This window comes from Devosia sp., assembly GCF_017744655.1.
Lineage (GTDB): Bacteria > Pseudomonadota > Alphaproteobacteria > Rhizobiales > Devosiaceae > Devosia.
Window position 1 is genome coordinate 231926 of sequence record NZ_JAGIAW010000001.1, and the last position, 25555, is coordinate 257480.

Here is a 25555-nt window from a genome sequence, read left to right on the forward strand (position 1 = left end):
AGCAATAGGGCAAGGGCGAATCGGCGCATGCATGGAGAGTGCCGGTGCGCCCTCTGCCTTTCAAGTGTTCCGGCGCAGAAGCGGACCGATCACCGGCACTCTGGTGAGCGCCAGCAACACTTTCAATTTGAGCGGCATGGAATAGTCGCGCAGCTTAGAAAAGCCCACGATTTCGGCGCGATAGACGAGTTCGCCGCGCTGGTTGGTTGCCGTCAGGCGGTTGAACAGCAGGCCCCAGCCGGGCAGCGAATTGGACGGCCGCTTGCCGGTCACGATGAGTTCATAAGTGACGGTGTCGCCCGGGCGCACCGGCGCCTTGAACTCCATGGAATTGACGCCGGGAGAGGGGCCGGAAATGCCGGGCTCGTCGCCCTGTGCCTTGAGCCGATCCGCTTCGGCATCGAGCGCATTCACCATTTTGCGATGGCCGACGCTGACCGTATGCCAGCCACTCGCTACCAGCCCGCCGAAATGGCTGTGCTTGGCCAGTTCAGGGTCGACGTGGAAATATTGCGGATCATAGAGCTGTCCGAAGCGGATGATCTCGTCCTGGGAAAAGGTGTAGTCGCCGAGAGGAAAGGCCTCGTCGATGACGATGTCTTCAAACCAGCGGGTCATGCGGCGGCCTCGCGGCATTCGACGAGATTGGAGAGCTGCATGGTCATGACCGGCTTATCCGCCTGATTGCGAATGTCGAAATCGAGCGTGACGATGCCCCATTGCGGATGGCTGCCGGAGCGGCGGAGGCCCGCTATGGTCACGGTGCCGCCGATCGTGTCCCCGGCCATGACGGGGTTTTTCCATTTGAGGTCCTGAAAGCCGAGACCGCCGGCAGACGCGATCTTGCTCAGGAAGCTATCGACAAGCATACGCAGGCTCAGCGCGCCCGTCTGCCAGCCGCTCGAAGCGAGCCCGCCGAGGAGGCTTTTCCTCGCCGCCTCTTCATCGATGTGAAAGGGCAGGGGATCGAACTCGTGCGCGAAAGTGAAGATCATCTCCTTCGACACGGTGGTCTGGCCGAGATTGATGACTTCGCCGACAACGAGATCTTCGAAATGTCTGCGATTTTGGGTGACAGGATTGGTCATTGTCTTTCCCTATACGTCAACCATGTTTTCGCACGGCGACGGTTTGAGGGCAAGGCCAGCGAGAGGCAGCTAGACGTCGGCGCTGACGCGGTACTCGCGCAGCAGGAGGGCGCGGAACTCGGCTTCGGGCATGGGTGCGCCGAAGAAATAGCCCTGGGCCTCGGTGCAGCCGGCCCGGGTAATGATGTCGAGCTGAGCCTGGGTCTCGACGCCCTCCGCTGTGGTTGTCATCCGCAGATTGTGCCCCAGGGTCGCGATCGACTGCACGATGGAAAGGCTGTCCGGCCGATCCGCCAGATCGCGCACAAAGCTCTGATCGATCTTGAGTTTGTCGAAGGGGAACCGCTGGAGGTAGCTCAAGGAAGAATAGCCGGTGCCAAAGTCGTCCAGTGCGACGGTGAGACCAAGGGCGCGCAACTGGTGCAGCGCCTCGAGGTTGACGGCGTTGTTCTGCAGCAGCACCGACTCTGTGATTTCGAGTTCAAGCCGGCGAGCATCGAGTTCGCTTGTCGCGAGCACCGCCTTGACGATGTCGACAAGGCCAGCGCCGCGGAACTGCACCGGGGAGAGGTTGACCGAAACGCGCACATGATCCGGCCAGTTGAGCGCGTCGCGGCATGCCTGCTGCAGGGCCCATTCGCCCAGCGCTTCGATCGCCCCGGTCTCCTCGGCAAGAGGGATGAACTGGGCCGGCGATATCATGCCGTGTTCGGGATGGTGCCAGCGCATCAGGGCTTCGCCGGAAGCGACGCGACCGGTATCGAGGCGGACCAGCGGCTGATAATAGAGCTCAAACTGGCCGAGCTTGATACCACCGCGGAGGTCCATTTCGAGGTGACGCCGGTTCTGAAGTGACCTTTCCATTTGCGGGGAGAAGAAGCGATAGGTGCCGGCGCCTTCTGCCTTGGCGCTGTAGAGCGCAAGGTCGGCATTCTTCATCAACTGATCGGCGTCATCGCCATCGACCGGGGCAATGGCAATGCCGACGCTGGTGCTGACGACGATCTCATTACTTTCAATGTGATAGGGCTCGGCAACGCTGGCGATGATGCGTTCGGCCAGTGCCTGCGAACTGTTCGAAGACGTATCGAGGCAATAGTGGAGCACGGCGAATTCGTCGCCGCCAAGGCGCGCCACCATATCGCGCGGTGATGCCGTTGCGCGGAGGCGCTCGGCGACCTGCCGCAGCAGGGCGTCGCCGACCGGGTGGCCGAGCGTATCATTGACCTCCTTGAAGCGGTCGAGGTCGAGGTAGAGGATGGCGAAGGGTTGCGCACGCGCGGAAAGCCCGCGCACGGCCTGGCCGATACTCTCCCAGAACCGCAGGCGGTTGGCCATGCCGGTGAGGTTGTCATGGTGCGCCATGTGCACGATGCGGTTTTGTGCTTGATAGCGTTCGGTTACGTCTTCGAACGTACAGACCCAGCCGCCTTCGGCCGTCGGTTCGCGCGAGATTTCCAGCACCGTGCCATTGGGCAAGTGCCGGGTGTGATTGTTGAGCAAGGCAAAGTCTGCATTGTCCGCGGACTGGTCGTCCTCATGGTCGAGGAGCAGGTCGGCATCGATCAGATCGGCGATTGGAGTGCCCGGGGTGGCGCGCGTGGCATCGAGATCGAAGATGGTGAGAAAGCGCGGATTGCAGACGATGACGCGGTTGTTTGCATCAAGCAGGCAGAGGCCCAGCGACATGGCATCGAGCGCCGCGTCAAAGCGGGCATTCTGCACGGCGAGGGTCCGTTCCTTCTGCTGCAGCACCTCCTGCGCGCGGCCGAGAAGGCCATTGTGGAGGAGCAGCAGCGCGATGAGGAGTACACCGCAGACGATCATGCCGACGGCGACATAGGTAAAGGCCCATTGCAGGGTAAAAAGGCCCTGGCGATCGGCTTCGATGCGCGCCACGTTCCAGACATTGGCGTCGGTTGAGAGACGGGCCAATTTGGGGTAGATCGGCTCCAATATCTCCAGGATTTGCGATGGCGTGCCCGGCCTATTCAGTTCGGCGAGCAGGGGGCGCGACGCTTCCAGCGCCTTTTCGAGATCGTTGAGGATTTGGCCGACGCGCGGATCTGCGCCCGCGAAATTGGCGACATCCTTGGTTCGCAGGGTTTTCAGGCGATTGACGACGATATCGAAGCGCAGCTTCACTTCGTCGGCCGAAATGGCGGGATCGCCGGCCGCGAAGGCGCTGACGCGCTGTTCGAGCCGAGCGAATTCGCTGGGGGCCTGGGCCACCATCCAGGTGACATTGCCCAGGCCCACGCCTTCGAGAGCGGCCTGGCGCTGGAAAACCAGCGCAGAAATATAGATAGCCGAGGCTATGAAGCCCAGGATGACAACGGTCAGCGCTATGCGAAGGAACCGCATGGTGGCGGCTTCATCCTATCTTTCTCGCCGGCCTGCCCTCTCCCACGGGCAGACGAGCCACTATTGGACCGTTATTTCCTTAACCTGCCAGACGGCGCGTCCGTAATAGGGCTGGCCCTGCAGAACCGGATTGGAATCAAAGGGATAGATGACGAAGAAGGGCCCCTGATCGTCGACCGGCATGTATTCGCCATTGCGCTTGACCGCGAGGATGGTGCCGAACTCGTCGAAATCGGCGGTGGGCACATCGACGCTATAGTCATTGAGCGCGATGATCGTGGCGGTTTCACCTGATGCATTGGCTTTTTCCAGCAGCGCCTTGAGCGGCACGCCTTCGAAGTCGATGACGCCTTCGTTCCATGGCGTGGTGGTCTTGATCGAGACAAGGCCCATGGCTTCGAGTTCGTTACGATCCAGAGTGACGGTCCCCGAGGCACTGCTGACCGTCACGACCGGAACATCCTGGGCGAATGCGGGCATGGCGAAAGCGAGGGCGGCGAGAACTAGGGCGGGTAAGAATCGCAGAGAAATCATTGGCGTGCTCCTTTGCACATTCCTTCAGCCTGCGCCTTGAACTCTTAAGAGCGGTTAAGTTGCAAGTGATCGTGGTGGCAGGCTTAACGAGACGTCACCTGCACGTATCGATTTGTCCGGAATGAGGCAGCGACACGGCGCTTGACGGACGTTTTGGGAGCTCTAGAGGCTTGCTCGGCGCCCGGCCGCGCGGAACTCCAGCGGCGCCATTTTCCGATGACGGCGCAAGACCTTGGCCATGTAGTTTCCATCAGAGAATCCGCTGGCTTCGGCGATGGCGGCGACGGGCATTTCCGTGGCGAGGAGGAGACGTTCGACACGCTCCAGGCGTTTTTCGAGAACGTAGTCGGAGGGCGCTTTCCCCAGGGCCGCGCCGAAGCTGCGGACGAAATGGGCCCGACTCATTTCAGCGATTCCCGCGAGTCGTTCGACAGGCAAGGGCGCCGAGATATTGGCCTCGATATACGAAACGGCCCGGGCGATGCCGGCGGGCAGGGCTCGTTCCGGTGCCGGACGGCTGCCGAAGGCGGTGTCGTGGAGGCTGGTCATGGCGGCGTAGGCGGCGGCGGAGGCCAGACCCGGCGAGGGTTCGGGCATTTGCAGGAGGTCAAGGCAGGCGGCGGCGAGACGGTCGATCTGGGCGGCAGTCGGTTCGAGGACCGGGCCGGCACTGTCGAGGATTTCGCGGGCGAGGCGGAGGGCTTCGCGGCCGTTGAGGAGCAGCCAGAAATATTCCCATTCGCCGCCGCGTTCGAGCCAGTAGCGATGGGCGTGCGGCATGGTGACAAGCATTGTTTTTCCGGGGGTTAGCCGGTGAATCGTGCCTGCATAGTCAAGCCGGCCTTCGCCCAGGGTAGTGTGCTGGATGACGAGGAAGGGCGCGGTGCCGCGCTGCAGGCCGTCCCATGAATAGACCTCGTTGCGACGCTGTTCGTAGCCGGCGCTGACGCCCATGCAATGGAGCGGTGCAGCGCCGCGGGGCAGGTTCAAAGAGCGGATGTCGTGGCCGTGGTCAAGAAGTTGAGCGAGCACAAAATTACCCATGAAGGCACAAGCTTTCTCTACACCACTTAGACCCCAGGAGCTACCTATTGCTAACAGACTGCTAGCGTTGAGCGCTGCAAGGGAGGGAATATGTCATTCAAGGTTACGGTGATCGGCGCAGGCTCGGTCGGCTTCACCAAAACGCTCATTTCGGACCTGCTGAAGGTGCCGGAATTTGCCGATGTCGAGTTCGCGCTCACGGACATCAATCCGCACAATCTCGACATGGTGCGCCAGATCATCGAGACCATCGTGTCGGTGAACAAGCTGCCGGCCAAGGTGACCGCGACGACCAATCGTCGCGAAGCGCTGACCGGTGCGCGCTACATCATGAGCTGCGTGCGGGTTGGTGGGCTTGAAGCCTTCGCGACTGATATTTCCATTCCGCTGAAGTACGGCGTCGACCAGTGCGTGGGCGACACCATCTGCGCCGGCGGCATCCTCTATGGGCAGCGCAACATTCCGGTGATCCTCGACTTCTGCAAGGATATCCGAGAAGTGGCGGAACCGGGCGCGCTGTTCCTCAACTATGCCAACCCGATGGCGATGAACACTTGGGCGGCTGACCTCTACGGTGGGGTCAATGTCGTTGGTCTCTGCCACGGCGTGCAGCATGGCGCGCATCAGATTGCCGAGGTGCTCGGCGTGAAGGACAGCGAGCTCGATTATGTTTGCTCGGGCATCAATCACCAGACCTGGTATATCGATATCCGCGCCAAGGGGCGGAAGATCGAAAAGGAAGAGCTCATTGAGGGCTTTGAGCGGCACCCGATCTATTCCAAGACGGAAAAGGTCCGCATCGATGTGCTGAAGCGCTTTGGCGTTTATTCGACGGAGTCGAATGGGCATCTGTCGGAATACCTGCCCTGGTATCGGAAGCGTCCGGACGAGATCAATCGCTGGATCGATATGAGCGATTGGATCCATGGCGAGACCGGCGGGTATCTGCGCTATTCGACTGAGCGCCGGAACTGGTTCGAAACCGATTTTCCGATGTTCAAGGAGCAGGCGAACAAGCCGCTTTCCGAACACAAGCGGACCAGCGAACACGCCAGCTATATCATTGAGGCTTTTGAAACCGGCCGCCCCTATCGCGGGCATTTTAACCGCCGGAACAATGGCATCATCACCAATCTGCCGGATGACGCGATCATCGAAAGCCCGGGTTATGTCGACCGCTTCGGCATCAATATGATCGAAGGCATCACTCTGCCAACAGCCTGCGCGGCGACGTGCTCGGTATCGGTCTCGGTGCAGCGGCTTTCGGTTGAGGCAGCGATGACTGGCAATCTCGATACGCTGAAGCTGGCTGTGCTGCATGACCCGCTGGTCGGCGCCATCTGCACGCCGGACGAAGTCTGGGCCATGGTCGACGAAATGGTCGTCGCTCAGGCGCAGTGGTTGCCGCAATATGCCGACGCGGTGCCGGCCGCCAAGGAACGCACTGCCAAGTCGACGGTCAAAACCCGCGATTGGGACGGCGCTGCGCGCAAGAAGGTGCGCTCGGTCGAAGAGCTGCGCGAGATGAGTGGCGCGCACCGCTAGATCTTTTCAAGTCTGACGCGACCTCCCAAGCGTCATCTATGGCCCCGGCGAAAGCTGGGGCCGTTTTCTTTGGACGGTGTTTACATCGCTGACGTGGACAGGAGGGGCGAGGAGGCGTAGGGTATCAAGAGGTAATACCGGAGGTCGATATGGCCGTTTCCGTCAAGCTAGACGATGATCTGCGCGAACGCATCCAGTCATTGGCTGAAAGCAAGCAGCGCTCGGCGCACTGGATCATGCGCGAAGCTATCCGCACGTACGTGGAAAAGGAAGAAGGTCAGCATAACCTCGACCAAGCTTCCGAAGAGGCGATGGAGCATTACCGTAAGACGGGCCTGCACGTCACTCATGCCGAAGTCACCAAGTGGCTGGAAAGCTGGGGTACTGACGAGGAACTGGACCCGCCTCAGTGCCACACCTGATCTACTCAGACAGGGCGCTGAACGATCTTCGCCGATTGCGCGTATTCTTGATGGGCAAGAATGCGCCGGCAGCGCCGAGAGCGAGTAAGGTGATATTGTTCCACCTCGATGTGCTGGAGGTGGCGCCAGATATTGGACGCCTTGTTGGAGAGGGACCCAGTCGTGAACTCGTGATCCCCTTTGCCAACGCTGGCTATGTAGCTCGCTACGAACATGATGCCGTCGAGGACGTGGTTGTGGTGCAAACTATCAGACACCAGTTGGAAGAATCCGCCAGATAGTGCTCCGCCTGCGCGGCCGTCGATTTTTCCAGCACTTGGTCCGGATTTCAAAGATCAACTTGCCGCCGCCTCCTCTGGCAAATAGCCTTGCCTCGGGGAGGACTAACGCATGCGCAAGCCTGCACATTTTGTCATTGTGGGTGGGGGAACGGCCGGCTGGATTGCGGCTTTCATCATTCAGGATGAGGCGCGGCGGCGCGGGTTTGATTTCAGGATTTCGGTGGTCGAAAGTTCGCGTATCCCGACGGTTGGTGTGGGGGAAGCGACGACGGCCGCGTTCCGGGTGCTGCTCAAGCATTTTGGGATCGACGAGTTCGAGTTTTTCCGCAAGACCGATGCCAGCTTCAAGCTCGGCATTCGGCATGAGGACTGGCGGAGGAAAGGCTATACCTACTATGGGCCGATCGATGATCCGCATCAGGTGATCCAGGCGCCGCCGGGGGCGCCGTCGGATTATCTCAATGTCTACGCGGTGGCGGCGGGCAGGGCTGTGCAGGAGATGCACTTGTTCCAGCCGCTCTTGGAGCAGAAAAAGGCGCCTTATGCGCTGAAGCCCGATGGGTCGCTGATCCCGCTGGGGCCGTTTCACCACGCTTATCATTTCGATCAGGCGCTGGTGGGGCAGTTCTTTGCCAGCAAGTCGAAAGGTGTCGACAAGGTCGATGCGCTGGTGGCGGGCGTTGAGCGGAATGGCGAGACGGGGGATATTTCGGCGCTGGTGCTCGACGATAATTCTCGGCTCGAGGGCGATTTCTTCATCGATGCGACTGGGTTTCGCAAGCAGATCATCGTCAAGGCGCTGGAGACGCCGTGGAAATCTTATGCACATGAACTGCCGGTCAATCGGGCGCTGCCGTTCTGGATCGATCTGAAAGAGGGCGAGGAGCTGGCGACCTATACGCGAGCCTGGGCGCAGAGTTCGGGCTGGATGTGGCAGATTCCGACGCGGCAGCGCTATGGCTGCGGATATGTCTATTCCGATGAGTTTTTGACACCTGAGCAGGCCAAGGAAGAAGTCGAGCGGGTGCTGGGCCACGAAATCGAGGTGCGCAGCGATATTCGGTTTCAGATCGGGCGGTTGGAACAGGCGTGGATTGGCAATTGCGTGGCGGTGGGGCTGAGTTCGAGTTTTCTCGAGCCGCTGGAATCGACATCGATCCATGGGACCATCGTGCAGATGATGCTGTTTGCGCAGCGCTATATGGATGAGCCGGGCAAGATCGGCCAGAAGGCGCGGGACGATTATAATGCGCGGGTGGGGCGGCAGGTCGATGATTTCCGGACCTTTGTGAATACGCACTATATGACCGAGCGGGACGACACGCCGTTTTGGCGCGAGGTGCGGGCCAATCGTATTCATCCCAAGACCAAGGAGAGGCTGGCGCGGTGGCAGAAGGAGATGCCGCGCAATGAGCATTTTCCGAATTATCTCGGCGGGCTGCCGCATATCGAGACGCAGTTGCACTATCCGGTGCTCAACGGGTTGGGGCTGCTGGACCAGAACCTGGCGCGCAAGGAAATGGAGGCCGATCCAAAACTGCGGCGCTTTGCGCAGCAGGCGTTCGATGGGCTGGTGAAGGAATATCGCGCGGCGGCCCAGCAGGCGCTGGGGCACCGGGAGTTTCTTGAAATCGTGCAGGGTATGAGTTGAGCGACTGGACGGCTTTTATTCTTGCCGTGCTTGGCCTGTTGGCTACGCCGGGGCCGACGAACACACTTATGGCGGCGAGCGGAGCGCAGCGGGGGGTGCGGAAGTCGCTGCACCTGCTGGCGGGTGAGCTGGGTGGCTATGCCATTGCGATCACGGTGTGGATCGAGATCGCTGGGGCGGTGGCGGCGAAGGAGCCGATGGTGGGGACGGTGGCGAAGCTGGTCGCCGTGGCGTTTCTCTATTGGTCGGCGATAAAACTTTGGCGCAATGCGGGGCGAGCGGATTTGGGGCAGCGGGGGATTACGCTGGGCCGGGTTTTCGTGACGACGCTGCTCAATCCCAAGGCGCTGGTTTTTGCTTTTGCGATCTTTCCGGTGATCGGGTTTGTCGAGCGGTTGGCTTATGATGCGGTGTTTGGGCTGCTGGCGGTGATGACGGCTGTGGGGTGGATGGTGCTGGGTGCGGTGGCGCAACGGGGTTCGGCGGGCTTGCTGACGTCGGCGCGGGTGGAGCAGATTACGGCAGTGGCGCTGGTGGTGTTTGCGACGGTTTTGATGGTGCAGACGCTGGCGTGAGTAGGGTGCTCCTAACGAGCATCCCCCTCATCCGGCGCTTCGCGCCACCTTCTCCCCGAGGGGGAGAAGAATGGGCCGGTGTGCTCCTCTAATTCCTCTACCCATCGGGGAGAGGGTGGATCGCCCGGAGGGCGAGACGGGTGAGGGGTTGCTTCAAGTTTGCCAATGGATGGCGGCGTGCGCTGACCGCAGAGCGGCGTAGCTGCGCGATTAGGTTGACATCCACCTCAAACCGACCCAATTGGAACCCAACAATTTCCCGGAGTTTCCCATGGGCTTTAAAATGGGCATCGTCGGCCTGCCGAATGTCGGCAAGTCGACGCTTTTCAATGCGCTCACCCGCACCGCTGCGGCGGCTGCCGCTAATTTCCCGTTCTGCACTATCGAACCCAATGTGGGCGATGTGCCGGTGCCCGATGTGCGGCTGCAGAAGCTGGCAGCTATCGGCAAGTCTATTGCCATTCAGCCGGCGCGCATGAGCTTTGTGGATATTGCCGGTCTCGTGAAGGGCGCGTCGAAGGGCGAAGGGCTGGGCAACCAGTTTCTGGCGAACATTCGCGAATGCGACGCCATTGCCTATGTGCTGCGCTGCTTTGAGGACGGCAATATCATCCACGTCGCCAACAAGGTCGATCCGCTGGCTGACGCGGAAGTGGTTGAGACCGAGTTGATGCTGGCCGATCTCGAAAGCCTTGAGAAGCGCCGTGCGGGGGTCGAAAAGAAGGCCAAGGGCAATGACAAGGAAGCCAAGCTGACGCTTGAGCTGATCGATCGTTCGCTGGTCTTGTTGCGCGATGGCAAGTCGGCGCGCTTTGTCGAGCGGTCCAACGAGGAAGAAAAGGCGTTCCAGGAGCTGCAGCTTCTGACGTCGAAGCCCGTGCTTTATGTCTGCAATGTCGATGAAGGCTCTGCCGAAAAGGGCAATGCCATGAGCGACAAGGTGGCCGAATACGCCAAGGCGAATGACGCAGGCGTGGTCATCATCTCGGCCGAGATCGAGAGCCAGTTGGCGCAATTGCCCGATGCCGAGCAGAACGAATATCTGGAATCGCTGGGGCTGCATGAGCCGGGGCTGAACCGTCTTATTCGCGAAGCCTATGATCTCCTTGGCCTCCAGACCTATTTTACGGTTGGGCCGAAGGAAACGCGCGCCTGGACGATCCACAAGGGCGACAAGGCTCCGCAGGCGGCGGGCGTCATCCATACCGATTTCGAGCGCGGGTTCATCCGTGCGCAGACGATTGGCTATGATGATTTTGTCACCCTCGGCGGCGAAGTTGCGGCCAAGGAAGCGGGCAAGGCTCGTGATGAAGGCAAGGAATATGTCGTTAGGGATGGCGACGTGATGCTCTTTAAATTCAACACCTGATGTTGACGCTGGCCGCATTAGATCCGGGTGCGGCCGGCTTTTCCGCTTTGCTCGCCGAGAGCCAAAGCGAAGGGCATCGCATGGTTTTGCGGCTTGCCGAGAATTGGGCCAATGGGTCCAACCGTTTTATCCGCCCCGGTGAAATCATGCTCGGCGCCTGGTCAGGCGATGTGCTTGTTGGCGCCTGCGGGCGGAATGTTGATCCCTATGATCCTCACCCCCGAGCGGGCAGGGTGCGGCATCTTTATGTGGCGCAGAGGGCGCGGCGGGATGGGGTCGGGCGGGCGCTGATTTTGGCGATCGGCGAGGGTGCGTCCGAGCACTTTGACTATCTCAACACCAATGCGCCCGAGACGGCTTTTGCCTTCTACGAGCGCGTGGGGTTTGTGCGCCTTGAGCGCGGTGGGCACGCGACCCACCGGCTGATGCTGGTTTAGTGAGGACCCATTGCCGGCTGGTTGGTGCCGCAGGGGCCTCCGTCCATGTTGATGGCGATTTCCTGTTTGTCGCCTTTAAAGCTCAGGGCTTCGTACCAGTGGCTGATCTCTTTAGTGCTGGCCGGGATGTAGTGGAAAATCAGGGAACGGCGGAAGCGGTCCTGGCTGGTGTTCGGCGTTGAGCCGTGGATGACGCTGCCGTTGAAGAAGAGCACGTCGCCCGCCTTTAGCTGCATCATTTGCGGTTCGAGGCCCGGGGGCGGTTCGACGTGTTCGGTGGTGAAGAACAGGGCGGGGTCGGCCTGTTCGGGGCAGGCGATGTCGAGCATCGCGGTCTGGGGGACGCACATCATGCCGCCATTGCCCGCGTCGGCGTCGTCGACCGCGATCCAGGCGGCCATGCAGGTGCCGGGTTTGACACGCAGATAGAAGTTATCCTGGTGCAGGTCCTGGCCGCGGGCGCCGGGCGGTTTGAAATAGAACATGGACTGGCAGGCGAAGGGCTCTTCGCCGAAGAGGTCGGCGAGGATCGGTTTGAGGCGCGGGTCGAGCATGTAGCGCATGGCGAGCTGGCCGACTGATTTGTCGGGGTGTTTGTGCGGGTGCATCATGCGGGGGTAGCGGCTGAGCGGGTCGTTGGGCGTGTTGCCGCGCGGGGTGTCGGACAGGCCGGGGACGGGGCCGTTGGCGGCCTGGTCCATGAAGGTCTGGCGGATTTCGGCGATTTCTTCGGGTGCGATCAGGCCGCGGATGGCGAGGAAGCCGTCGCGCTCGAACTGGGCCGCCTGGGCTTGGTTAAGAAAAGTATAGGTCATTTCGTCCTCCCCTTTGGCTTAAAGCTATGAGGAGGCGCGACAGTTGGCCATGGAACATGCTGCCAATAACATATAATATCCTGCTATGAACGAGATTGCGGAAGCCCCATATCAGGCGGTGCAGCGGCTGCTGACTGGGCATTTTCATGAGACATCAGGCTATCGTGCCGTGCGGCGGCGTGGGGTGGACGATTGGCTGTTGGTGCATACGACCGGAGGGCGCGGGCGGTTCGGGCATGCCGGCGGGGAGTTAATCGTCGAGCCCGGCGATTGGGTGCTGCTGCGGCCGGGCGCGCCGCATGATTATGGGGTGGAGACGTCGCTGGAGCGCTGGGAGCTGGTCTGGGCGCATTTTCAGCCGCGGGCGGATTGGCTGGGTTGGCTCGCCTGGCCAAGTGTTGCCGAGGGGCTGATGCATCTGCGGATCGAGGGGGAGGCAGCGGAGAAGCTCGGGCGGCAATTTCTCGGGGTGCATGAATTGCTCAATAGCGGGGAGCGGCGGCGGGAGGCGCTGGCGTTCAACGCGCTAGAGGCGCTGTTATTGGATTGCGACGCGCTTCAGGCGCGGGACGAGCAGGCGCTCGATGGCCGGATCAGACGGGCGCTGGACTATATCGAGGGGAGGCTCGCGGAAAAGCTCCTGATCGAGGATATTGCCTTGGCCGTGGGGTTATCGGCATCGCGGCTGGCGCATTTGTTTCGCGAAGAGACCGGCGAGACGGTGCAGGGGCATATCGAGGCGCGGCGGATGCAGGTGGCGGCGGATCTGTTGCGGCGCACCAGCTTTCCGGTCAAGCAGGTGGCGGCCTCGGCGGGGTTTGAAAGCCAGTTTTATTTCTCGCAGCGGTTCAAGCGCTGGATGGGTGTTTCGCCGCTGCAGTTTCGGCAGCAAACGCCGGAAAGTTGATTGTCCGCCGGATGTTGTCGCGGTTTTGAGCGGGATCATCTCAGGATGGGCCCCGGCCTTCGCCGGGGTCACAATCGAGGGTGGGGTGAGCAGACACCCGCCACTCGACCATAGGTCTCGTGGCCTAGCCGCCTCAAATCGCTCCACCGAAGCGATTTTCCCTGCGGGACGGCGTCTAGCCCTCAATCGTGTCCTTGCGCATCTGGCTGGGCGTCATGCCGTAGGCCTTGCGGAAGTGTTCGTAGAACTGGGTCTGGCTGACGAAGCCGGATTGGAAGGCGACGTTGGCGATGGAGAGGCTGCCGTCGAAGAGGAGACTGCGGGCGCGGATGAGGCGCATGCGGGTCACAAACTTCTGGACCGAGATATGCATCACCTTGGTGAAGAGGTTGGTCGCGTAATTGGGGTGGAGGCCGACCACCTTGGCGATGTCTTCGGCGCTGAGGGGATCGGTGATGTTTTCGACGATGTGGCGCACCATACGCACGACGTAGCGGACGGGGGTGGCGGTGCGGGTGCGGCTGCCGGACTTTTCGAGCCAGGCGGGGAGGAGGGTATCCCAGCCGGTGATGGCCGCTCTTCGGAACATGGTGGCGATTTCGGCGCGCACGAGGTCGGTGCGCAGCGAATTGCCGCTGCGATAGTCGCCGTGCCAGCGTTCGAGGGTTTCGAGGCCGATGCAGTCGGCGGTGAGCTGGATGACGCCGCCACCCATCAGGGTTTCGGTGAGGCGCCCGAGCTGCGGCATTTCGAGGAAGGCGTCCATCGGCAGGTAGATATTGAGCTGCTTGCCTTCGCCGATCTCGCGCAGGTCGACGGTCTGGTGCGGAATACCGGCCCAGAAGGCGACGAGGCGATTGGCTTCGACGGTGACCGGGCCGCCGTCGAAGACGTAGTCCATGTGGCCATTGGTGAGCCAATTGAACTCGATATGGCCATGGCTATGGGGGGCAGGCATGATCTGTGGCGGGAAGGCGCGGATGCCGAAGCGGCCAAAGGCTTTTCCCGAGGCATAGAAACTGCGGTCGGGGCGCGGCGTCGGGCGAGGGGCCTTTTCGCGCAGGCGTGGGGCAGGGCTGGTTTCGGCAACAGTCATACTTATCAGCGCAGTTCTTAGAAACCCGGAATTAGTCTCTATCATTCCGGATTGTTTCGCCCGGCGCAAGTCGTAGGCTCTCAATCATGCACGGGGCCCCGGAGTCAGTGGGAGTGACTGGCTCGACGCACCAAACGCTGCCTCGTTGCAAAGGGAGGTTCTATTGAGAAAGCCTATCTATGCCCTTGGCGGGGCAGGACTTTTGCTGTCCGTATCAATGCTCGCCATTCCGGCCCAGGAACTGACCGGCGACCTGCCGGATCCGCCTGACTTTGCCGCCCAGAGCGAACCGAACTTCGTTTCGGTTGGCGATATCCTCGAATTCAAGGCGCTGCCGGAATATCATGAACCCGATTGGGTGACCTCGAAATATGTCGAGGCCGGCACGCTGCCGCCCGTGGCCGAGCGCCTGCCCAAGGAGCCGCTGGTCTTCAAGATCGGCGACATGCCCGATGGCGTCGGCGTCTATGGCGACGTCATGCGCCATGTGATCGGCGGCCGTCCGGAAGGCTGGAACTATGTCGGCGGCCAGAGCCAGGGCTGGGGCGGTATCGATATCGGCCTTTCCGAATGTCTGACGCGCACGGGTCCGCTGTTCGAGGTCAAGGCCGACGAACTCGAGCCGCTGCCGAACCTGGCCAAGAGCTGGGAATGGTCGGAAGACGGCCATGAGCTGACCATGCACCTGATCGAGGGTGCAAAGTGGTCCGATGGCGACCCGTTCGATTCTGAAGACGTGATGTTCTATTGGAACGACAACGTCATGGATCCCAATGTAAGCCCGCTCAACGGCGCGACGCCGGAAAGCTTTGGTGTCGGTACGACGCTGGAAGCCATTGATGCTTATACGATCAAGTGGACTTTCAAGGACGCCTTCCCGACGCAGTATCTCTATACCATGGCCTATGGCACGTTCTGTCCGGGTCCGAGCCATATTCTGAAGCCAGAACACCCGAAGTACAATTCGGCCAACACCTACGATCAGTACAAGAACGCCTTCCCGCCCGAATATATGAATATTCCGGTGATGGGCGCCTGGGTGCCGGTGGAATATCGGCCGGATGACATCGTGGTCATGCGCCGCAACCCCTACTACTGGAAGGTTGACGAAAACGGCAACCAGCTCCCTTATCTGAACGAGCTGCACTACCGCCTTTCGACCTGGGCTGACCGCGACGTTCAGGCTGTTGCCGGTTCGGGCGACTTCTCGAACCTCGAGCAGGCCGAAAGCTATGTCGAAGCCCTGCGTCGCTCGGCTGAAGAAAGTGCTCCGGCCCGTCTGCAGTTCGGCGCCCGCACCATCGGCTATGCGCTGCAGTTCAACTTCTCGGCCAATGGCTGGGGTGAACCAGACGAACGCGCCCAGGCCATCCGCGAACTCAACCGCAATCCGGACTTCCGCAAGGCCATTTCGGCCGCTGTAGACCGGCAGCGTCTGGGTGAATCCCTGGTGCGTGGTCCGTTCACCGCCATCTACCCGGGCGGTCTCTATGCCGGCACGGCCTATTACGACAAGGCTTCCACCGTCTACTATCCGTTCAACGCCGATGGCGCGGGCGCTCTGCTCGATGGTCTTGGGCTCGTTGACACCGATGGCAATGGCATCCGCAACTTCCCCGCAGGCACCGCTGGCGGCGCCGATGTGGAAATCACGCTGCTCGCCAATTCGGACTACGGCACGGATACGAACCTGGCCGAAGGCATCATTGCCATGATGGAACCGCTTGGCCTGCGCGTCATCGCCAACTTCCAGCAGGGTACGGCGCGTGATGACATGGCCCAGGCTGGTCAGTTCGACTGGCAGGTGGTGCGTCAGGGTGCGGAAATGGTGTCGGTGGTGCAGAACACCGCGGCGCTGGCTCCGACCGGGCCGACCATCCACAGCTTCCACCGCGGTGGCACGGATGGCACGCTCGATCTCCTGCCCTTCGAACAGGAACTGGTCGACATCGTCACCAAGTTTGTTTCGACCAGCGACAATGCCGAACGTTCGGAACTGATGAAGCAGTACCAGCAGATTTTCACCGAGAATGTCTACTCGGTGGGTCTGACCCAGTATCCGGGGGCGCTGATCATCAACAAGCGCTTCGCCAATATCCCGGCCGGTGCCCCGATCTTCATGTTCAACTGGGCTGAAGACAACATCATCCGCGAACGCGTCTTCGTTCCGGAAGATAAGCAGGGCGATTTCGAACTGCATCCGGAAACGCTGCCTGGCGCTCCGGGCAGTGCCGGTCCGGCCTGATCCGACACAGCGAGGGGCGGTCTCGCCGCCCCTCATCCCAGCCCCCTCTGCGGAAGGGTAGGGATCCGTTTAGTGACCTTGGCAGGATCGCGCAATGTCGACGATCCGCCCCCTCGCCCTCCGGGGAGAGGGTTGGGGGAAGGGGTTGTGCCCCTAGCCAGTGAGGCCGTTCATGCTTCGATTTCTTATGATGCGCGTGCTTGGCGCGATCCCATTGCTGTTTCTGCTCAGCATTGTGACCTTCGCCATCATCCAAGCGCCACCCGGCGACTATGCCGACTATATCCGCTCAATGCTGATCAACCAGGGCGGCGTACGGCCGGACCTCGCCGAAATCCAGGCCGAGGCCTATCGCCAGGCCAACGGGCTCAATGACCCGCTGATCATGCAGTATTTCCGCTGGATCACCGGCATCGTGACCCGCTTCGATTTCGGGCACTCGCTCTACTACAACAAGCCGGTCGGCAATGTGATCGCCGAGCGCCTGCCTGCCACCATTGCGCTGGCGCTGGTGTGCCATATCCTTGCCTCGATCCTGGGCATCGGACTCGGCATCATTGCGGCGACCCGCCAGTATAGCTGGACGGATACGCTGCTCGGTATCATCTCCTTCCTCGGCATGACGATCCCGCGGTTCCTGCTGGCGATCATCATTCTCTACGTTCTGGTGTTCAAGATGAACGTCCAGGAAGTGGGCATGTTCTTCTCGGCCCGCTGGGGCGGGCAGCCCTGGAGTTGGGGCAAGTTCGTCGATCTCGTCTACCACGTCTGGCCGGTGATCTTCATCGCGACCTTTGGCGGGCTCGCCTACAATATGCGCGTGATGCGGGCCAATCTGCTCGACGTGCTCAACAGCCAATATGTCGAGACCGCGCGGGCCAAGGGTCTGCCGGAAGGCGCCGTGATCATGAAGCATGCCGTGCCCAATGCGCTGCATCCGCTGATCGCCTATCAGGGCGTGGTGCTGCCCTATATGCTCACGGGTGAAATCGAGGTCGCGGTCGTCTTCGGCCTTGCCACGGTCGGACCGGCCATCGTCGGCTCCATGGCCGTGGGCGACGTCTTCGTCACCGCCTCGTTCATGCTGGTGCTCGCCACCACGCTCATCATCGGCAACATCATTTCCGACCTATTGCTCGTCGCGCTCGATCCGCGCATTCGTCTTGGAGGATCGGCAGAATGACCAAAGTGGATACGCATTCCTCCATTCCCCTGCCCACCGATGCTGCCGGTGGCCCCGCGCCGACGCCGGCCGAAGAAGCCGATGTCGCGCCGGTCGTAACCCGCTATGGTTCGGGCAACGAGACCTATGCGAGCCTGGTGTGGCGGCGGTTCCGGCGTTCGACCATGGGTATGATTGGCTTGGTTCTTGTGGGGCTGCTGCTGGTTGTCTCCATCTTCGCCGATTTCTTTGCGGTGATGGACCCGAAGGCGACGAACCTGCCTTTTGCGCCGCCCGACGTGATCGCCTTTCAGGACTCGGCTGGCAATTTCAGCCTGATCCCGCATGTTTTCCCCATTGGGGATACAGGTGAATTCGATCCGGTGACGTTTCAGCCGCTGACGGGGCCCGTGCTCGACAATCCGACGCCGACCGGGTTTTTCGTGCAGGGTTATTCCTATTACTTCCTGTGGCTCATCCCGTCCAATATCCACTTCTTCGGCTCGACCGATGGACGGCCAATCCAGCTTCTGGGAACGGACAAGTTCGGACGAGATATTCTCTCGCGCGGTATCGTGGGGTCGCGAATTTCGCTGACCATTGCTCTCGTGGTGGTGGCGTTGACGACGATTGTCGGCACGTTGGTCGGGATCACCTCGGGCTATATCGGCGGGCGACTCGATGCCTGGGTGCAGCGGTTTGTCGAGTTTGTCTTGGCCTTTCCGCAATTGCCGCTTTACCTGGCTTTGACCTCGCTCATACCGGTCACCGCGCCATCCAATGTGTTTCTGACCTTCGTGATTTTCGTCATGGCGGTGTTGGGCTGGGCGCAGTTGAGCCGCGAAGTGCGGTCGAAGACGCTGTCGCTGGCGCGGATCGATTATGTGCGGGCGGCGATTGCCGTGGGCTCGTCGGATGGGCGCATCATTACGCGGCATATCCTGCCCAATGTGTTGAGCCACATTATCGTGTCGATCACGCTGGCTATTCCGAGTGTTGTGCTGCTCGAGAGCTTCCTTGGTTTCCTCGGCTTTGCCGTGAAGCCGCCGCTGATTTCCTGGGGCCTGATGCTGCAGGATACGGGGACGTTCTCGGTAATCGGGTCCTATCCGTGGATTCTTTCGCCGGTGATCTTCGTGCTCATCACCGTCTTTGCCTTCAACGCGCTGGGTGACGGGTTGCGCGATGCGATCGACCCCTATTGAGGACGCGAAAATGACAACCAGCAATTTTGCGCCTGCCGAACGGCATGATCTGGGATCGCATGGTCGCGAGCTGATCCTCGATGCCCGCAATGTCGCTGTCGACTTCAAGGTCGAGGGCGGGGTGGTGCAGGCGGTTAAGGACGTGTCGTTTCAGCTGCACAAGGGCGAGACGATTGCCCTTGTGGGGGAGAGCGGCTCGGGCAAGTCGGTGACGGCGCGTACGCTGATGAAGCTTCTTACAAAGCGCGCCACCATCGGGAAGAACACGCGCATCACGCTTTCGGGCAAGGATGTCGTGGCGATGAATGATCGCGACATGCGAAAACTGCGCGGCAATGACATTGCCATGATCTTTCAGGAGCCGATGAGCTCGCTGAACCCGGTCTATACCGTTGGCCAGCAGATCTGCGAGATCATCCACCTGCACAATCGCGTCTCGAAGCAAGAGGCCATGAACCGGGCCGAAAAGCTGCTTGAGGAAGTACAGATCCCTGAACCGCGCGCTCGCCTCAACAACTATCCGCACCAGCTTTCGGGCGGGCAGCGGCAGCGTGTGATGATCGCCATGGCGCTGGCCAACCGGCCGGACGTTCTTATAGCCGACGAGCCCACGACGGCGCTCGACGTGACGGTGCAGGCGCAGATCCTCAATCTCATCAAGGATCTCAAGGACAAGTATGGCATGGCGGTGATCCTGATCACCCATGACCTGACCGTGGTCCGGCAGTTCTCCGACTATGTCTATGTGATGCAGAACGGGGCTGTGCAGGAGCACAACGAGACCGAGGCGCTGTTTGCCAATCCGCAGCATGCCTATACGCGGCACCTGTTGGCATCCGAACCCAAGGGCACGGCACTGCCGCTCGAAGAGGGTGCGCATGACACGGTGCTTGAGGGCAAGGAGGTGAAGGTCACCTATACGCTCAAGCGCGGTGGGCTGTTCAATCCAGACTTCTTTGAACTCAAGGCCGTAGACAATCTCGACATCAAGCTCATGCGGCACGAGACGCTCGGCATTGTCGGCGAGAGTGGGTCGGGCAAGACCACGTTCGGGCAGGCGCTGATCCGGCTCATCGGCAATCAGGGCGGGCAGATCTTTTTCGACGGCGAGCCGATCCATAACAAGGATCGCAAGGCAATGCGGCCGCTCCGAAGCCGCATGCAGATCGTGTTCCAGGACCCGTTTGCGAGCCTAAATCCGCGTATGTCGATTGGACAGATCATCGAGGAAGGGTTGATCGTCAATGGGCTCGGGGCCAATCGCAATGAGCGATTGGAGCGGGTGCGGCAGGCTTTGCGCGATGCGGGCATGCCGGACACCATTCTCAACCGTTTCCCGCATGAATTCTCGGGCGGGCAGCGCCAGCGTATCGCCATTGCTCGGGCCATTGCGCTCGAGCCTGAATTCATCCTGCTCGACGAGCCGACCTCGGCGCTCGATCTTTCGGTGCAGGCTCAAATCATCGATCTGCTGCGCAAGCTGCAGAACGAAAAGGGCCTCTCCTATCTCTTCATTTCGCATGACCTGAAGGTGGTGCGGGCCCTTTGCCATCGGGTGATGGTGATGCAGCACGGCAAGATCGTGGAGCAGGGACCCGTCAACGAAGTTCTCACCAATCCCCAAACCGAATATACGGCTCGGCTTGTCCGCGCCGCATTCGAAATCGCTGCCTGACGACTGGAGTTTTTTACAACATGGCGAACCCAAAGATCACTTTCATCGGGGCTGGCTCCTCGGTGTTCATGAAGAACATTGTCGGCGATATCTTGCAGCGACCGGCGCTGGCTGGTGCGCAGATCCGCCTGATGGACATCAATCCGACGCGGCTTGAAGAAAGCGCCATCATTGCCAAGAAGCTGGTGGCGACGCTGGGCGTGCCGGCGACTGTTGAGACCTTCTCGAACCAGCGCCAGGCGCTGGACGGTACCAATTTCGTCGTCGTCTGCTTCCAGATCGGCGGCTATGAGCCGTCCACCGTCGTCGATTTCGACGTGCCCAAGAAGTACAACCTGCGCCAGACGATTGCCGATACGCTGGGCGTTGGCGGCATCATGCGCGGGTTGCGGACCGTGCCGCATCTCTGGAGCATCTGCGAGGACATGCTGCAGGTCGCGCCCGACGCGATCATGCTTCAATACGTCAACCCGATGGCCATCAACACCTGGGCGATCTCGGAAAAATATCCGACGATCAAGCAGGTTGGTCTCTGCCACTCGGTGCAGGGCACGGCGATGGAACTGGCGCATGACCTCGACATTCCCTACGAGGAAATCCGCTACCGCTCGGCCGGCATCAACCACATGGCCTTCTATCTCAAGTTCGAGCACCGCCAGGCCGACGGTACCTACAAGGACCTTTACCCCGAACTCCACCGCGCCTATCGCGAGGGCCGTGCGCCGAAACCCGGCTGGAACCCGCGCTGCCCGAACAAGGTGCGCTACGAGATGATGACGCGCCTCGGTTATTTCGTGACCGAAAGTTCCGAGCACTTTGCCGAGTACACGCCCTATTTCATCAAGGAAGGGCGCGAGGACATCATCGAGAAGTTCGGCATTCCGCTGGATGAATATCCGAAGCGCTGCGTCGAGCAGATCGCCAAGTGGAAGCAGACGTCTGAGGACTATCGCAAGGCCGACCGGATCGAGGTCAAGCAGTCCAAGGAATATGCTTCGTCCATCGTCAACTCCGTCTGGACCGGCGAGCCTTCGGTGATCTACGGGAACCTGCGCAACAATGGCGTCATCACCTCGCTGCCGTATAATGCGGCGGTGGAAGTGCCTTGCCTCGTGGACGATAACGGGCTGCAGCCGACCTATATCGGCGAACTGCCGCCGCAGCTTACGGCGCTGATCCGCACCAATATCAATGTGCAGGAACTGACCGTTCGCGCGCTGATCGAGGAAAATCGAGAGCATATCTATCATGCTGCGATGATGGACCCGCATACGGCTGCGGAACTGGATCTGGATCAGATCTGGAACCTGGTGGATGATCTGCTCGAGGCGCACGGCGCGATGTTGCCGGAATGGGCACGCGGGCCGCGCAAGCAGCGCGTGGCGTAGGGGTAGGGTTTCCCGACAGGGCCTCGGTGCGGAGCACCGGGGCCTTTTTGTTTTTTGGAGGGGAGCCGAAGGATGTGAGCCACGGTTCTCCCTTCTCCCCTTGTGGGAGAAGGTGCCCGGAGGGCGGATGAGGGGTACGGTGTTCCGTCACGAACTCCTCTGCGGAGGAGAGATACCCCTCACCCTGATTTTCTGCTGAACGCAGAAAATCTGTCCCTCTCCCACAAGGGGCGAGGGGAGGGCGGCAGTTGTGCTTGCCGTCACCCCCTCCCAGCCTCCCCCATCAAGGGGGAGGTGTTGCATCGAGTTTGGAACTGGATGCGAGCCAAACCACCGGCCTGGCACCTCCCCCTTGATGGGGGAGGTTGGGAGGGGGTGTGTGAGCCACGATGTAGGGTAGCCTACTCGCCCTTGCCAAACAGCTTGTTGAGCATGTCGGCCATGGGCCCGGACTTCGGCACTTCGGCCTGGGGCTTGCTCGTGCGAGCCTGGCGAATGTGGCTTTGGGCTTTGGGGGCCGGCTTGGGCTCTTCGGTCCCCTTGGCCGCCAGGGCCAGCTTGTTCATGAAGCCCGCGTCGTCACCGGCCAGCAGCATGCCGGTGTGGCGGCCGATGTCGTCGAGGAGGGGATCGAGCCAGGTCTTGTCGGCCTTGGCGAAGTCGCCCAGCACGTGGTGGGTGACGAATTCCTTGCCGGGATGGCCGATGCCGAGGCGGACGCGTTTGTAGTCGAGGCCGATTTGCGGGTCGATGGAGCGGAGGCCATTGTGGCCGCCATTGCCGCCGCCGACTTTGACGCGCACCTTGCCGGGGGCGAGGTCGAGTTCGTCGTAGAAGACGATGATGTCGGCCGGCGGGATTTTGTAGAAGCTGGCGACCTTCTGCACGCTATCGCCGGACTTGTTCATGAAGGTTTGCGGCTTCAGGAGCAGTACGCGCTCGCTGCCGATAGTGCCTTCAGCAAGGAGGCCAGAATTCTTGGACTTCCAGCCGGAAATGCCATTGGCGCGTGCGATGGCGTCGACGGCCATGAAGCCGATATTGTGGCGATTGCCTTCATATTGGCCGCCGGGATTGCCCAGGCCGACAAGCAGTTTCATGGCGCGCTCTAATTTCTACTATTCCGCCGGGTCATCCCCGCGGAAGCGGGGATCTCCATTCCAAAACAGGGATTCCCGCTTTCGCGGGAATGACACCGTGGATGGAGATAAACCACGTATGCAAAAAGCTCTGAAAAAGAAAGGGGCGACCCGAAGGCCGCCCCTAGAGGTTTCAAGCTTAGGCCGATTACTCGGCTGATGCTTCGCCTTCTTCGGCAGCGTCGCCGCCGCTGGACTTCAGAGCCGACGGAGCAACGATCGTGGCGATCGTCACGTCTTCTTCGTGGCTGTGGTCAGCGGAGCCCTTGGGGAGCTTGATGTTCGAGATGTGGACGGTGTCACCGATATCGAGGCCGGTCAGGTCGACGGTCACGAATTCGGGGATGCTGTCTGCAGAAACGGTCAGATCGAGCGTGTGGTGCACGATGTTGAGCGTGCCGCCACGCTTCAGGCCGGGGCTTGCTTCTTCGTTTTCGAAGTGAACCGGAACCTGAACGTTGATCTTGGCGCCCTTGGCGACGCGCAGGAAGTCGATGTGGATCGGCTGATCCATGACGACGTCGAGCTGGTAATCGCGCGGGATGACCTTGTGGATCGTGCCATCGACGTCGAGGTCGAGGATGTGCGACTTGAAGCCACCAGCGTAGATGAACTTCAGTGCGTCCTTATAGGCCACGGAAACGGTGACGGGGGGCTTCTTGTCACCATAGATAACTGCGGGAACGAGTCCCTGACGACGAGCTTCGCGAGCGGCCCCCTTGCCCACTCCGTTGCGCGCCTGTGCCTTGAGCACTTTATTTTCAGCCATGGAAAGCATCCATTGGGTTGGTGTATGCGTCATCACAACAGCATACGCGCCCGTCCTCCAGGGGTGACGAGCGCTTCATGCGCCGGGCTATAGAGGAAAGGGGGAGTTGGGGCAAGGGATTCTGCGGGTTGGGGCTATACTTCTCTCTCCTCCGCACGATGTCATTCCCGCGAAAGCGGGAACCCCTGTTCAGGCAACGGAGGTTCCCGCTTTCGCGGGAATGACACGGTGGGAAAAGACGAGTGTGGTGAGGATTGGCTAGCCTGCCAACAGATCTGCCCTTCTCGCCTCCAGCCAATTGCGAATGGCCGGATCGGTCGACAGACCCATGGCCAGCGTCAGTGCTTCATGCGCAGCTTCCCGGTTACCGATTTCAGCGAGCAGACGGCCTCGGACGGCCCAGTAGGGTTGGTAGTCGGCCATGCGCTTGTCGTCGGCAAGCGGCGCGATGCTGGCGAGGGCGGCGGTGGGGCCTTCGGTTTCGGCTAGAGCCGCTGCGCGGTTGAGGAGGACGACGGGCGAGCCTGTCATGGCGTGGAGGATGTCGTAGAGTTTTACCACGATCGGCCAGTTGTCGGCGCCGGTGAGGCGGCGGACCACGTGGGCGGATTGAATGGCGGCTTCGAGCTGGCAGCGGCCGGTGGGACCCGCGCTGCTGGCGGCGCGGAGGATAGTTTCGGCGGCTTCGATGGCTTCCATGTCCCAAAGGGCCGTGTCCTGCTCGTCGAGGGGCACATAGGCGCCGGTGGGGCTGCGGCGCGCGGCGCGGCGGGCGTGGGAATAGAGCATGAGGGCCAGCATGCCCTTGGCTTCGGGCGACGAAGGCAGGAGCGCGACGACGAGGCGACCTAGCCAGATGGCTTCTTCGGCCAACTGGCCGCCGGCTTCGCCGACGAGGTCGTTCCAGCCTTTTGCGTAAGCGGCGTAGATGGCTTCGAGGACGGCGTCGAGGCGGCTGGGTAGGTCTTCCGTGTCGGGGATTTCGAAGGCGATGCCGAGTTCGGCGATGCGCGATTTGGCGCGAACGAGGCGCTGGCCCATGGTGGCAGCGGGGATCAGGAAGGCAGCGCCGATATCGGCGGCGGTGAGGCCGAGAATGGTCTGGAGGATGAGCGGGCTGCGGAGGGATGGATCGATGTCGGGGTGGGCGCAGGCGAACATCAGGGCAAGGCGGCGATCGGGGATGGCTTCTGGAGTCATGGCGAGGTCATCCAGTTCTTCGCGCATCAGGGTGAGATGCATTTCGCCTGCTCTGCTGGTGCCGACGCGGCGATAGGCATCGGTCTGGCGGCGGCGAGCGACGGTGAGCAGCCAGGCGTCGGGGTTGGCCGGAACACCCTGTTCCGGCCATGAGGCAAGGGCGCTGGCAAAGGCTTCTGCCAGCGCGTCTTCGGCGCCCGCGACATCGCGGGTGCGGGCGGCGAGGAAGGCGAGGAGGCGCCCGTAGCTTTCACGGGCGGCTCGTTCGGCGGCTCGCTGAGCGGTGTCGCTCACCAGTTCTTGTCCAGCTGGACGATGGGGCGGATTTCGATGGTGCCGTATTTGCTGGCCGGGCAAAGCTCGGCCCATTTGACGGCTTCATCGAAATCCTTGGCTTCGATGAAGAAATAGCCGCCGAGCTGTTCCTTAGCGTCGGAATAGGGGCCATCGACGACGCGGGTCTCGCCATCGCGGGTGCGGACGGTCTTGCCCTGGGTGGGGGACTGCATGCGTTCGCCAGGGGCAGCGCCTTCGGCCTTGGCGAGGGCTTCGTTGAAGGCGCCCCAGGCGGCATAGAGCGCCTGCTGGCCGGCGGGGTCGCCCATATTGGTTTCGTCGTGGTGGATGAGCATCATGTAGCGCAT

The 25555-nt window shown here is 61.1% G+C and carries 24 protein-coding genes; 13 read left to right on the top strand and 11 right to left on the bottom strand.

The annotated features are described in order from the left end of the window. Positions 1–60: 60 nt before the first annotated feature. From J7557_RS01100 to J7557_RS01120, 5 genes are all read right to left on the bottom strand, one after another. On the bottom strand, positions 61–618 hold the full coding sequence (locus J7557_RS01100; protein WP_291416503.1) for a MaoC/PaaZ C-terminal domain-containing protein: 558 nt from the start codon (positions 616–618) through the stop codon (positions 61–63). Further along, complete coding sequence (locus J7557_RS01105; RefSeq protein ID WP_291416505.1) at positions 615–1088, bottom strand: MaoC family dehydratase; 474 nt, start codon at positions 1086–1088, stop codon at positions 615–617. The genes J7557_RS01100 and J7557_RS01105 overlap by 4 nt, the downstream gene beginning before the upstream one ends. 69 nt (positions 1089–1157) lie before the next feature. Further along, positions 1158–3452, bottom strand: coding sequence for an EAL domain-containing protein (locus J7557_RS01110; RefSeq protein ID WP_291416506.1), 2295 nt, complete (start codon positions 3450–3452; stop codon positions 1158–1160). A 60-nt stretch (positions 3453–3512) separates the two neighbouring features. Further along, on the bottom strand, positions 3513–3986 hold the full coding sequence (locus J7557_RS01115) for a molybdopterin-dependent oxidoreductase (protein ID WP_291416508.1): 474 nt from the start codon (positions 3984–3986) through the stop codon (positions 3513–3515). A gap of 162 nt (positions 3987–4148) precedes the next feature. Then, complete coding sequence (locus J7557_RS01120) at positions 4149–5030, bottom strand: helix-turn-helix domain-containing protein (protein WP_291416510.1); 882 nt, start codon at positions 5028–5030, stop codon at positions 4149–4151. A 90-nt stretch (positions 5031–5120) separates the two neighbouring features. On the opposite strand from J7557_RS01120, the gene J7557_RS01125 reads away from it, so the two are divergent. The 7 genes from J7557_RS01125 to J7557_RS01155 all read left to right on the top strand — a co-directional run bounded on the left by J7557_RS01125 (position 5121) and on the right by J7557_RS01155 (position 11310). After that, the gene (locus tag J7557_RS01125; RefSeq protein WP_291416512.1) at positions 5121–6575 is read left to right on the top strand and encodes an alpha-glucosidase/alpha-galactosidase; all 1455 of its coding nucleotides are present in this window, start codon (positions 5121–5123) and stop codon (positions 6573–6575) included. 149 nt (positions 6576–6724) lie between these two features. After that, positions 6725–6997, top strand: a complete 273-nt coding sequence (locus J7557_RS01130; RefSeq protein ID WP_291416513.1) for a CopG family ribbon-helix-helix protein — start codon at positions 6725–6727, stop codon at positions 6995–6997. Positions 6998–7047: 50 nt separating this feature from the next. Then, positions 7048–7278 carry a type II toxin-antitoxin system RelE/ParE family toxin gene (locus tag J7557_RS01135; RefSeq protein WP_291418251.1) on the top strand — a complete coding sequence of 77 codons (231 nt, stop codon included), beginning with the start codon at positions 7048–7050 and terminating at the stop codon, positions 7276–7278. Positions 7279–7387: 109 nt separating this feature from the next. Continuing rightward, entirely contained in the window at positions 7388–8929 is a 1542-nt protein-coding gene (locus J7557_RS01140) for a tryptophan halogenase family protein (protein WP_291416515.1), read from the top strand. Then, positions 8926–9504 carry a LysE family transporter gene (locus J7557_RS01145; RefSeq protein ID WP_291416516.1) on the top strand — a complete coding sequence of 193 codons (579 nt, stop codon included), beginning with the start codon at positions 8926–8928 and terminating at the stop codon, positions 9502–9504. The genes J7557_RS01140 and J7557_RS01145 overlap by 4 nt, the downstream gene beginning before the upstream one ends. Before the next feature lie 271 nt (positions 9505–9775). After that, a complete protein-coding gene (ychF, locus tag J7557_RS01150) occupies positions 9776–10873 on the top strand; it encodes a redox-regulated ATPase YchF (RefSeq protein ID WP_291416519.1) in 1098 nt (365 codons plus the stop codon). Positions 10874–10953: 80 nt separating this feature from the next. Then, complete coding sequence (locus J7557_RS01155) at positions 10954–11310, top strand: GNAT family N-acetyltransferase (RefSeq protein WP_291416522.1); 357 nt, start codon at positions 10954–10956, stop codon at positions 11308–11310. Here the strand turns inward: J7557_RS01155 and J7557_RS01160 are convergent. Then, complete coding sequence (locus tag J7557_RS01160; protein ID WP_291416524.1) at positions 11307–12125, bottom strand: phytanoyl-CoA dioxygenase family protein; 819 nt, start codon at positions 12123–12125, stop codon at positions 11307–11309. The two genes, J7557_RS01155 and J7557_RS01160, sit on opposite strands and share 4 nt — an antisense overlap. Before the next feature lie 85 nt (positions 12126–12210). Here J7557_RS01160 and J7557_RS01165 point away from each other — a divergent pair, with 85 nt between their 5' ends. Beyond that, positions 12211–13032, top strand: coding sequence for a helix-turn-helix domain-containing protein (locus tag J7557_RS01165; protein WP_291416526.1), 822 nt, complete (start codon positions 12211–12213; stop codon positions 13030–13032). 175 nt (positions 13033–13207) lie between these two features. Here the strand turns inward: J7557_RS01165 and J7557_RS01170 are convergent, their stop codons facing one another. Next, positions 13208–14128 (bottom strand): helix-turn-helix domain-containing protein, encoded by a 921-nt coding sequence (locus tag J7557_RS01170; RefSeq protein ID WP_291416528.1) that lies wholly within the window; start codon positions 14126–14128, stop codon positions 13208–13210. Between the two features lie 217 nt (positions 14129–14345). Here J7557_RS01170 and J7557_RS01175 point away from each other — a divergent pair, with 217 nt between their 5' ends. The 5 genes from J7557_RS01175 (at position 14346) to J7557_RS01195 (ending at position 21803) form a co-directional block, all read left to right on the top strand. After that, positions 14346–16373, top strand: a complete 2028-nt coding sequence (locus tag J7557_RS01175) for an ABC transporter substrate-binding protein (RefSeq protein ID WP_291418253.1) — start codon at positions 14346–14348, stop codon at positions 16371–16373. 172 nt (positions 16374–16545) lie between these two features. Further along, entirely contained in the window at positions 16546–17556 is a 1011-nt protein-coding gene (locus J7557_RS01180) for an ABC transporter permease (RefSeq protein WP_291416529.1), read from the top strand. After that, on the top strand, positions 17553–18740 hold the full coding sequence (locus J7557_RS01185; protein WP_291416531.1) for an ABC transporter permease: 1188 nt from the start codon (positions 17553–17555) through the stop codon (positions 18738–18740). The genes J7557_RS01180 and J7557_RS01185 overlap by 4 nt, the downstream gene beginning before the upstream one ends. A gap of 10 nt (positions 18741–18750) precedes the next feature. Beyond that, on the top strand, positions 18751–20415 hold the full coding sequence (locus J7557_RS01190; protein ID WP_291416533.1) for an ABC transporter ATP-binding protein: 1665 nt from the start codon (positions 18751–18753) through the stop codon (positions 20413–20415). 20 nt (positions 20416–20435) lie between these two features. Further along, the gene (locus J7557_RS01195; protein ID WP_291416535.1) at positions 20436–21803 is read left to right on the top strand and encodes an alpha-glucosidase/alpha-galactosidase; all 1368 of its coding nucleotides are present in this window, start codon (positions 20436–20438) and stop codon (positions 21801–21803) included. A 401-nt stretch (positions 21804–22204) separates the two neighbouring features. Here J7557_RS01195 and pth read toward each other — a convergent pair whose 3' ends face one another. The 4 genes from pth to J7557_RS01215 form a co-directional block, all read right to left on the bottom strand. Then, positions 22205–22903: an aminoacyl-tRNA hydrolase gene (pth, locus tag J7557_RS01200; protein ID WP_291416537.1), complete on the bottom strand. Its 699-nt coding sequence runs from the start codon at positions 22901–22903 to the stop codon at positions 22205–22207. Between the two features lie 187 nt (positions 22904–23090). After that, the gene (locus J7557_RS01205; protein ID WP_291416538.1) at positions 23091–23711 is read right to left on the bottom strand and encodes a 50S ribosomal protein L25/general stress protein Ctc; all 621 of its coding nucleotides are present in this window, start codon (positions 23709–23711) and stop codon (positions 23091–23093) included. A 258-nt stretch (positions 23712–23969) separates the two neighbouring features. After that, positions 23970–25205: a DUF6596 domain-containing protein gene (locus J7557_RS01210; protein WP_291416540.1), complete on the bottom strand. Its 1236-nt coding sequence runs from the start codon at positions 25203–25205 to the stop codon at positions 23970–23972. Then, positions 25202–25555 (bottom strand): YciI family protein, encoded by a 354-nt coding sequence (locus J7557_RS01215; RefSeq protein ID WP_291416542.1) that lies wholly within the window; start codon positions 25553–25555, stop codon positions 25202–25204. The genes J7557_RS01210 and J7557_RS01215 overlap by 4 nt, the downstream gene beginning before the upstream one ends.

Bases quoted from the DNA above. Each gene is read 5' to 3' on its own strand.
- J7557_RS01175 (WP_291418253.1), top strand. From the start codon at position 14,346: ATGCTCGCCATTCCGGCCCAGGAACTGACCGGCGACCTGCCGGATCCG.
- J7557_RS01180 (WP_291416529.1), top strand. From the start codon at position 16,546: ATGCTTCGATTTCTTATGATGCGCGTGCTTGGCGCGATCCCATTGCTG.
- J7557_RS01205 (WP_291416538.1), bottom strand. From the start codon at position 23,711: ATGGCTGAAAATAAAGTGCTCAAGGCACAGGCGCGCAACGGAGTGGGC.
- J7557_RS01130 (WP_291416513.1), top strand. From the start codon at position 6,725: ATGGCCGTTTCCGTCAAGCTAGACGATGATCTGCGCGAACGCATCCAG.
- J7557_RS01100 (WP_291416503.1), bottom strand. From the start codon at position 618: ATGACCCGCTGGTTTGAAGACATCGTCATCGACGAGGCCTTTCCTCTC.
- J7557_RS01120 (WP_291416510.1), bottom strand. From the start codon at position 5,030: ATGGGTAATTTTGTGCTCGCTCAACTTCTTGACCACGGCCACGACATC.
- J7557_RS01190 (WP_291416533.1), top strand. From the start codon at position 18,751: ATGACAACCAGCAATTTTGCGCCTGCCGAACGGCATGATCTGGGATCG.
- J7557_RS01125 (WP_291416512.1), top strand. From the start codon at position 5,121: ATGTCATTCAAGGTTACGGTGATCGGCGCAGGCTCGGTCGGCTTCACC.
- J7557_RS01165 (WP_291416526.1), top strand. From the start codon at position 12,211: ATGAACGAGATTGCGGAAGCCCCATATCAGGCGGTGCAGCGGCTGCTG.
- pth (WP_291416537.1), bottom strand. From the start codon at position 22,903: ATGAAACTGCTTGTCGGCCTGGGCAATCCCGGCGGCCAATATGAAGGC.
- J7557_RS01115 (WP_291416508.1), bottom strand. From the start codon at position 3,986: ATGATTTCTCTGCGATTCTTACCCGCCCTAGTTCTCGCCGCCCTCGCT.
- J7557_RS01170 (WP_291416528.1), bottom strand. From the start codon at position 14,128: ATGACTGTTGCCGAAACCAGCCCTGCCCCACGCCTGCGCGAAAAGGCC.
- J7557_RS01140 (WP_291416515.1), top strand. From the start codon at position 7,388: ATGCGCAAGCCTGCACATTTTGTCATTGTGGGTGGGGGAACGGCCGGC.
- J7557_RS01160 (WP_291416524.1), bottom strand. From the start codon at position 12,125: ATGACCTATACTTTTCTTAACCAAGCCCAGGCGGCCCAGTTCGAGCGC.
- J7557_RS01195 (WP_291416535.1), top strand. From the start codon at position 20,436: ATGGCGAACCCAAAGATCACTTTCATCGGGGCTGGCTCCTCGGTGTTC.
- J7557_RS01105 (WP_291416505.1), bottom strand. From the start codon at position 1,088: ATGACCAATCCTGTCACCCAAAATCGCAGACATTTCGAAGATCTCGTT.
- J7557_RS01185 (WP_291416531.1), top strand. From the start codon at position 17,553: ATGACCAAAGTGGATACGCATTCCTCCATTCCCCTGCCCACCGATGCT.
- J7557_RS01215 (WP_291416542.1), bottom strand. From the start codon at position 25,555: ATGCGCTACATGATGCTCATCCACCACGACGAAACCAATATGGGCGAC.
- J7557_RS01135 (WP_291418251.1), top strand. From the start codon at position 7,048: ATGGGCAAGAATGCGCCGGCAGCGCCGAGAGCGAGTAAGGTGATATTG.
- J7557_RS01155 (WP_291416522.1), top strand. From the start codon at position 10,954: ATGGTTTTGCGGCTTGCCGAGAATTGGGCCAATGGGTCCAACCGTTTT.
- ychF (WP_291416519.1), top strand. From the start codon at position 9,776: ATGGGCTTTAAAATGGGCATCGTCGGCCTGCCGAATGTCGGCAAGTCG.
- J7557_RS01110 (WP_291416506.1), bottom strand. From the start codon at position 3,452: ATGCGGTTCCTTCGCATAGCGCTGACCGTTGTCATCCTGGGCTTCATA.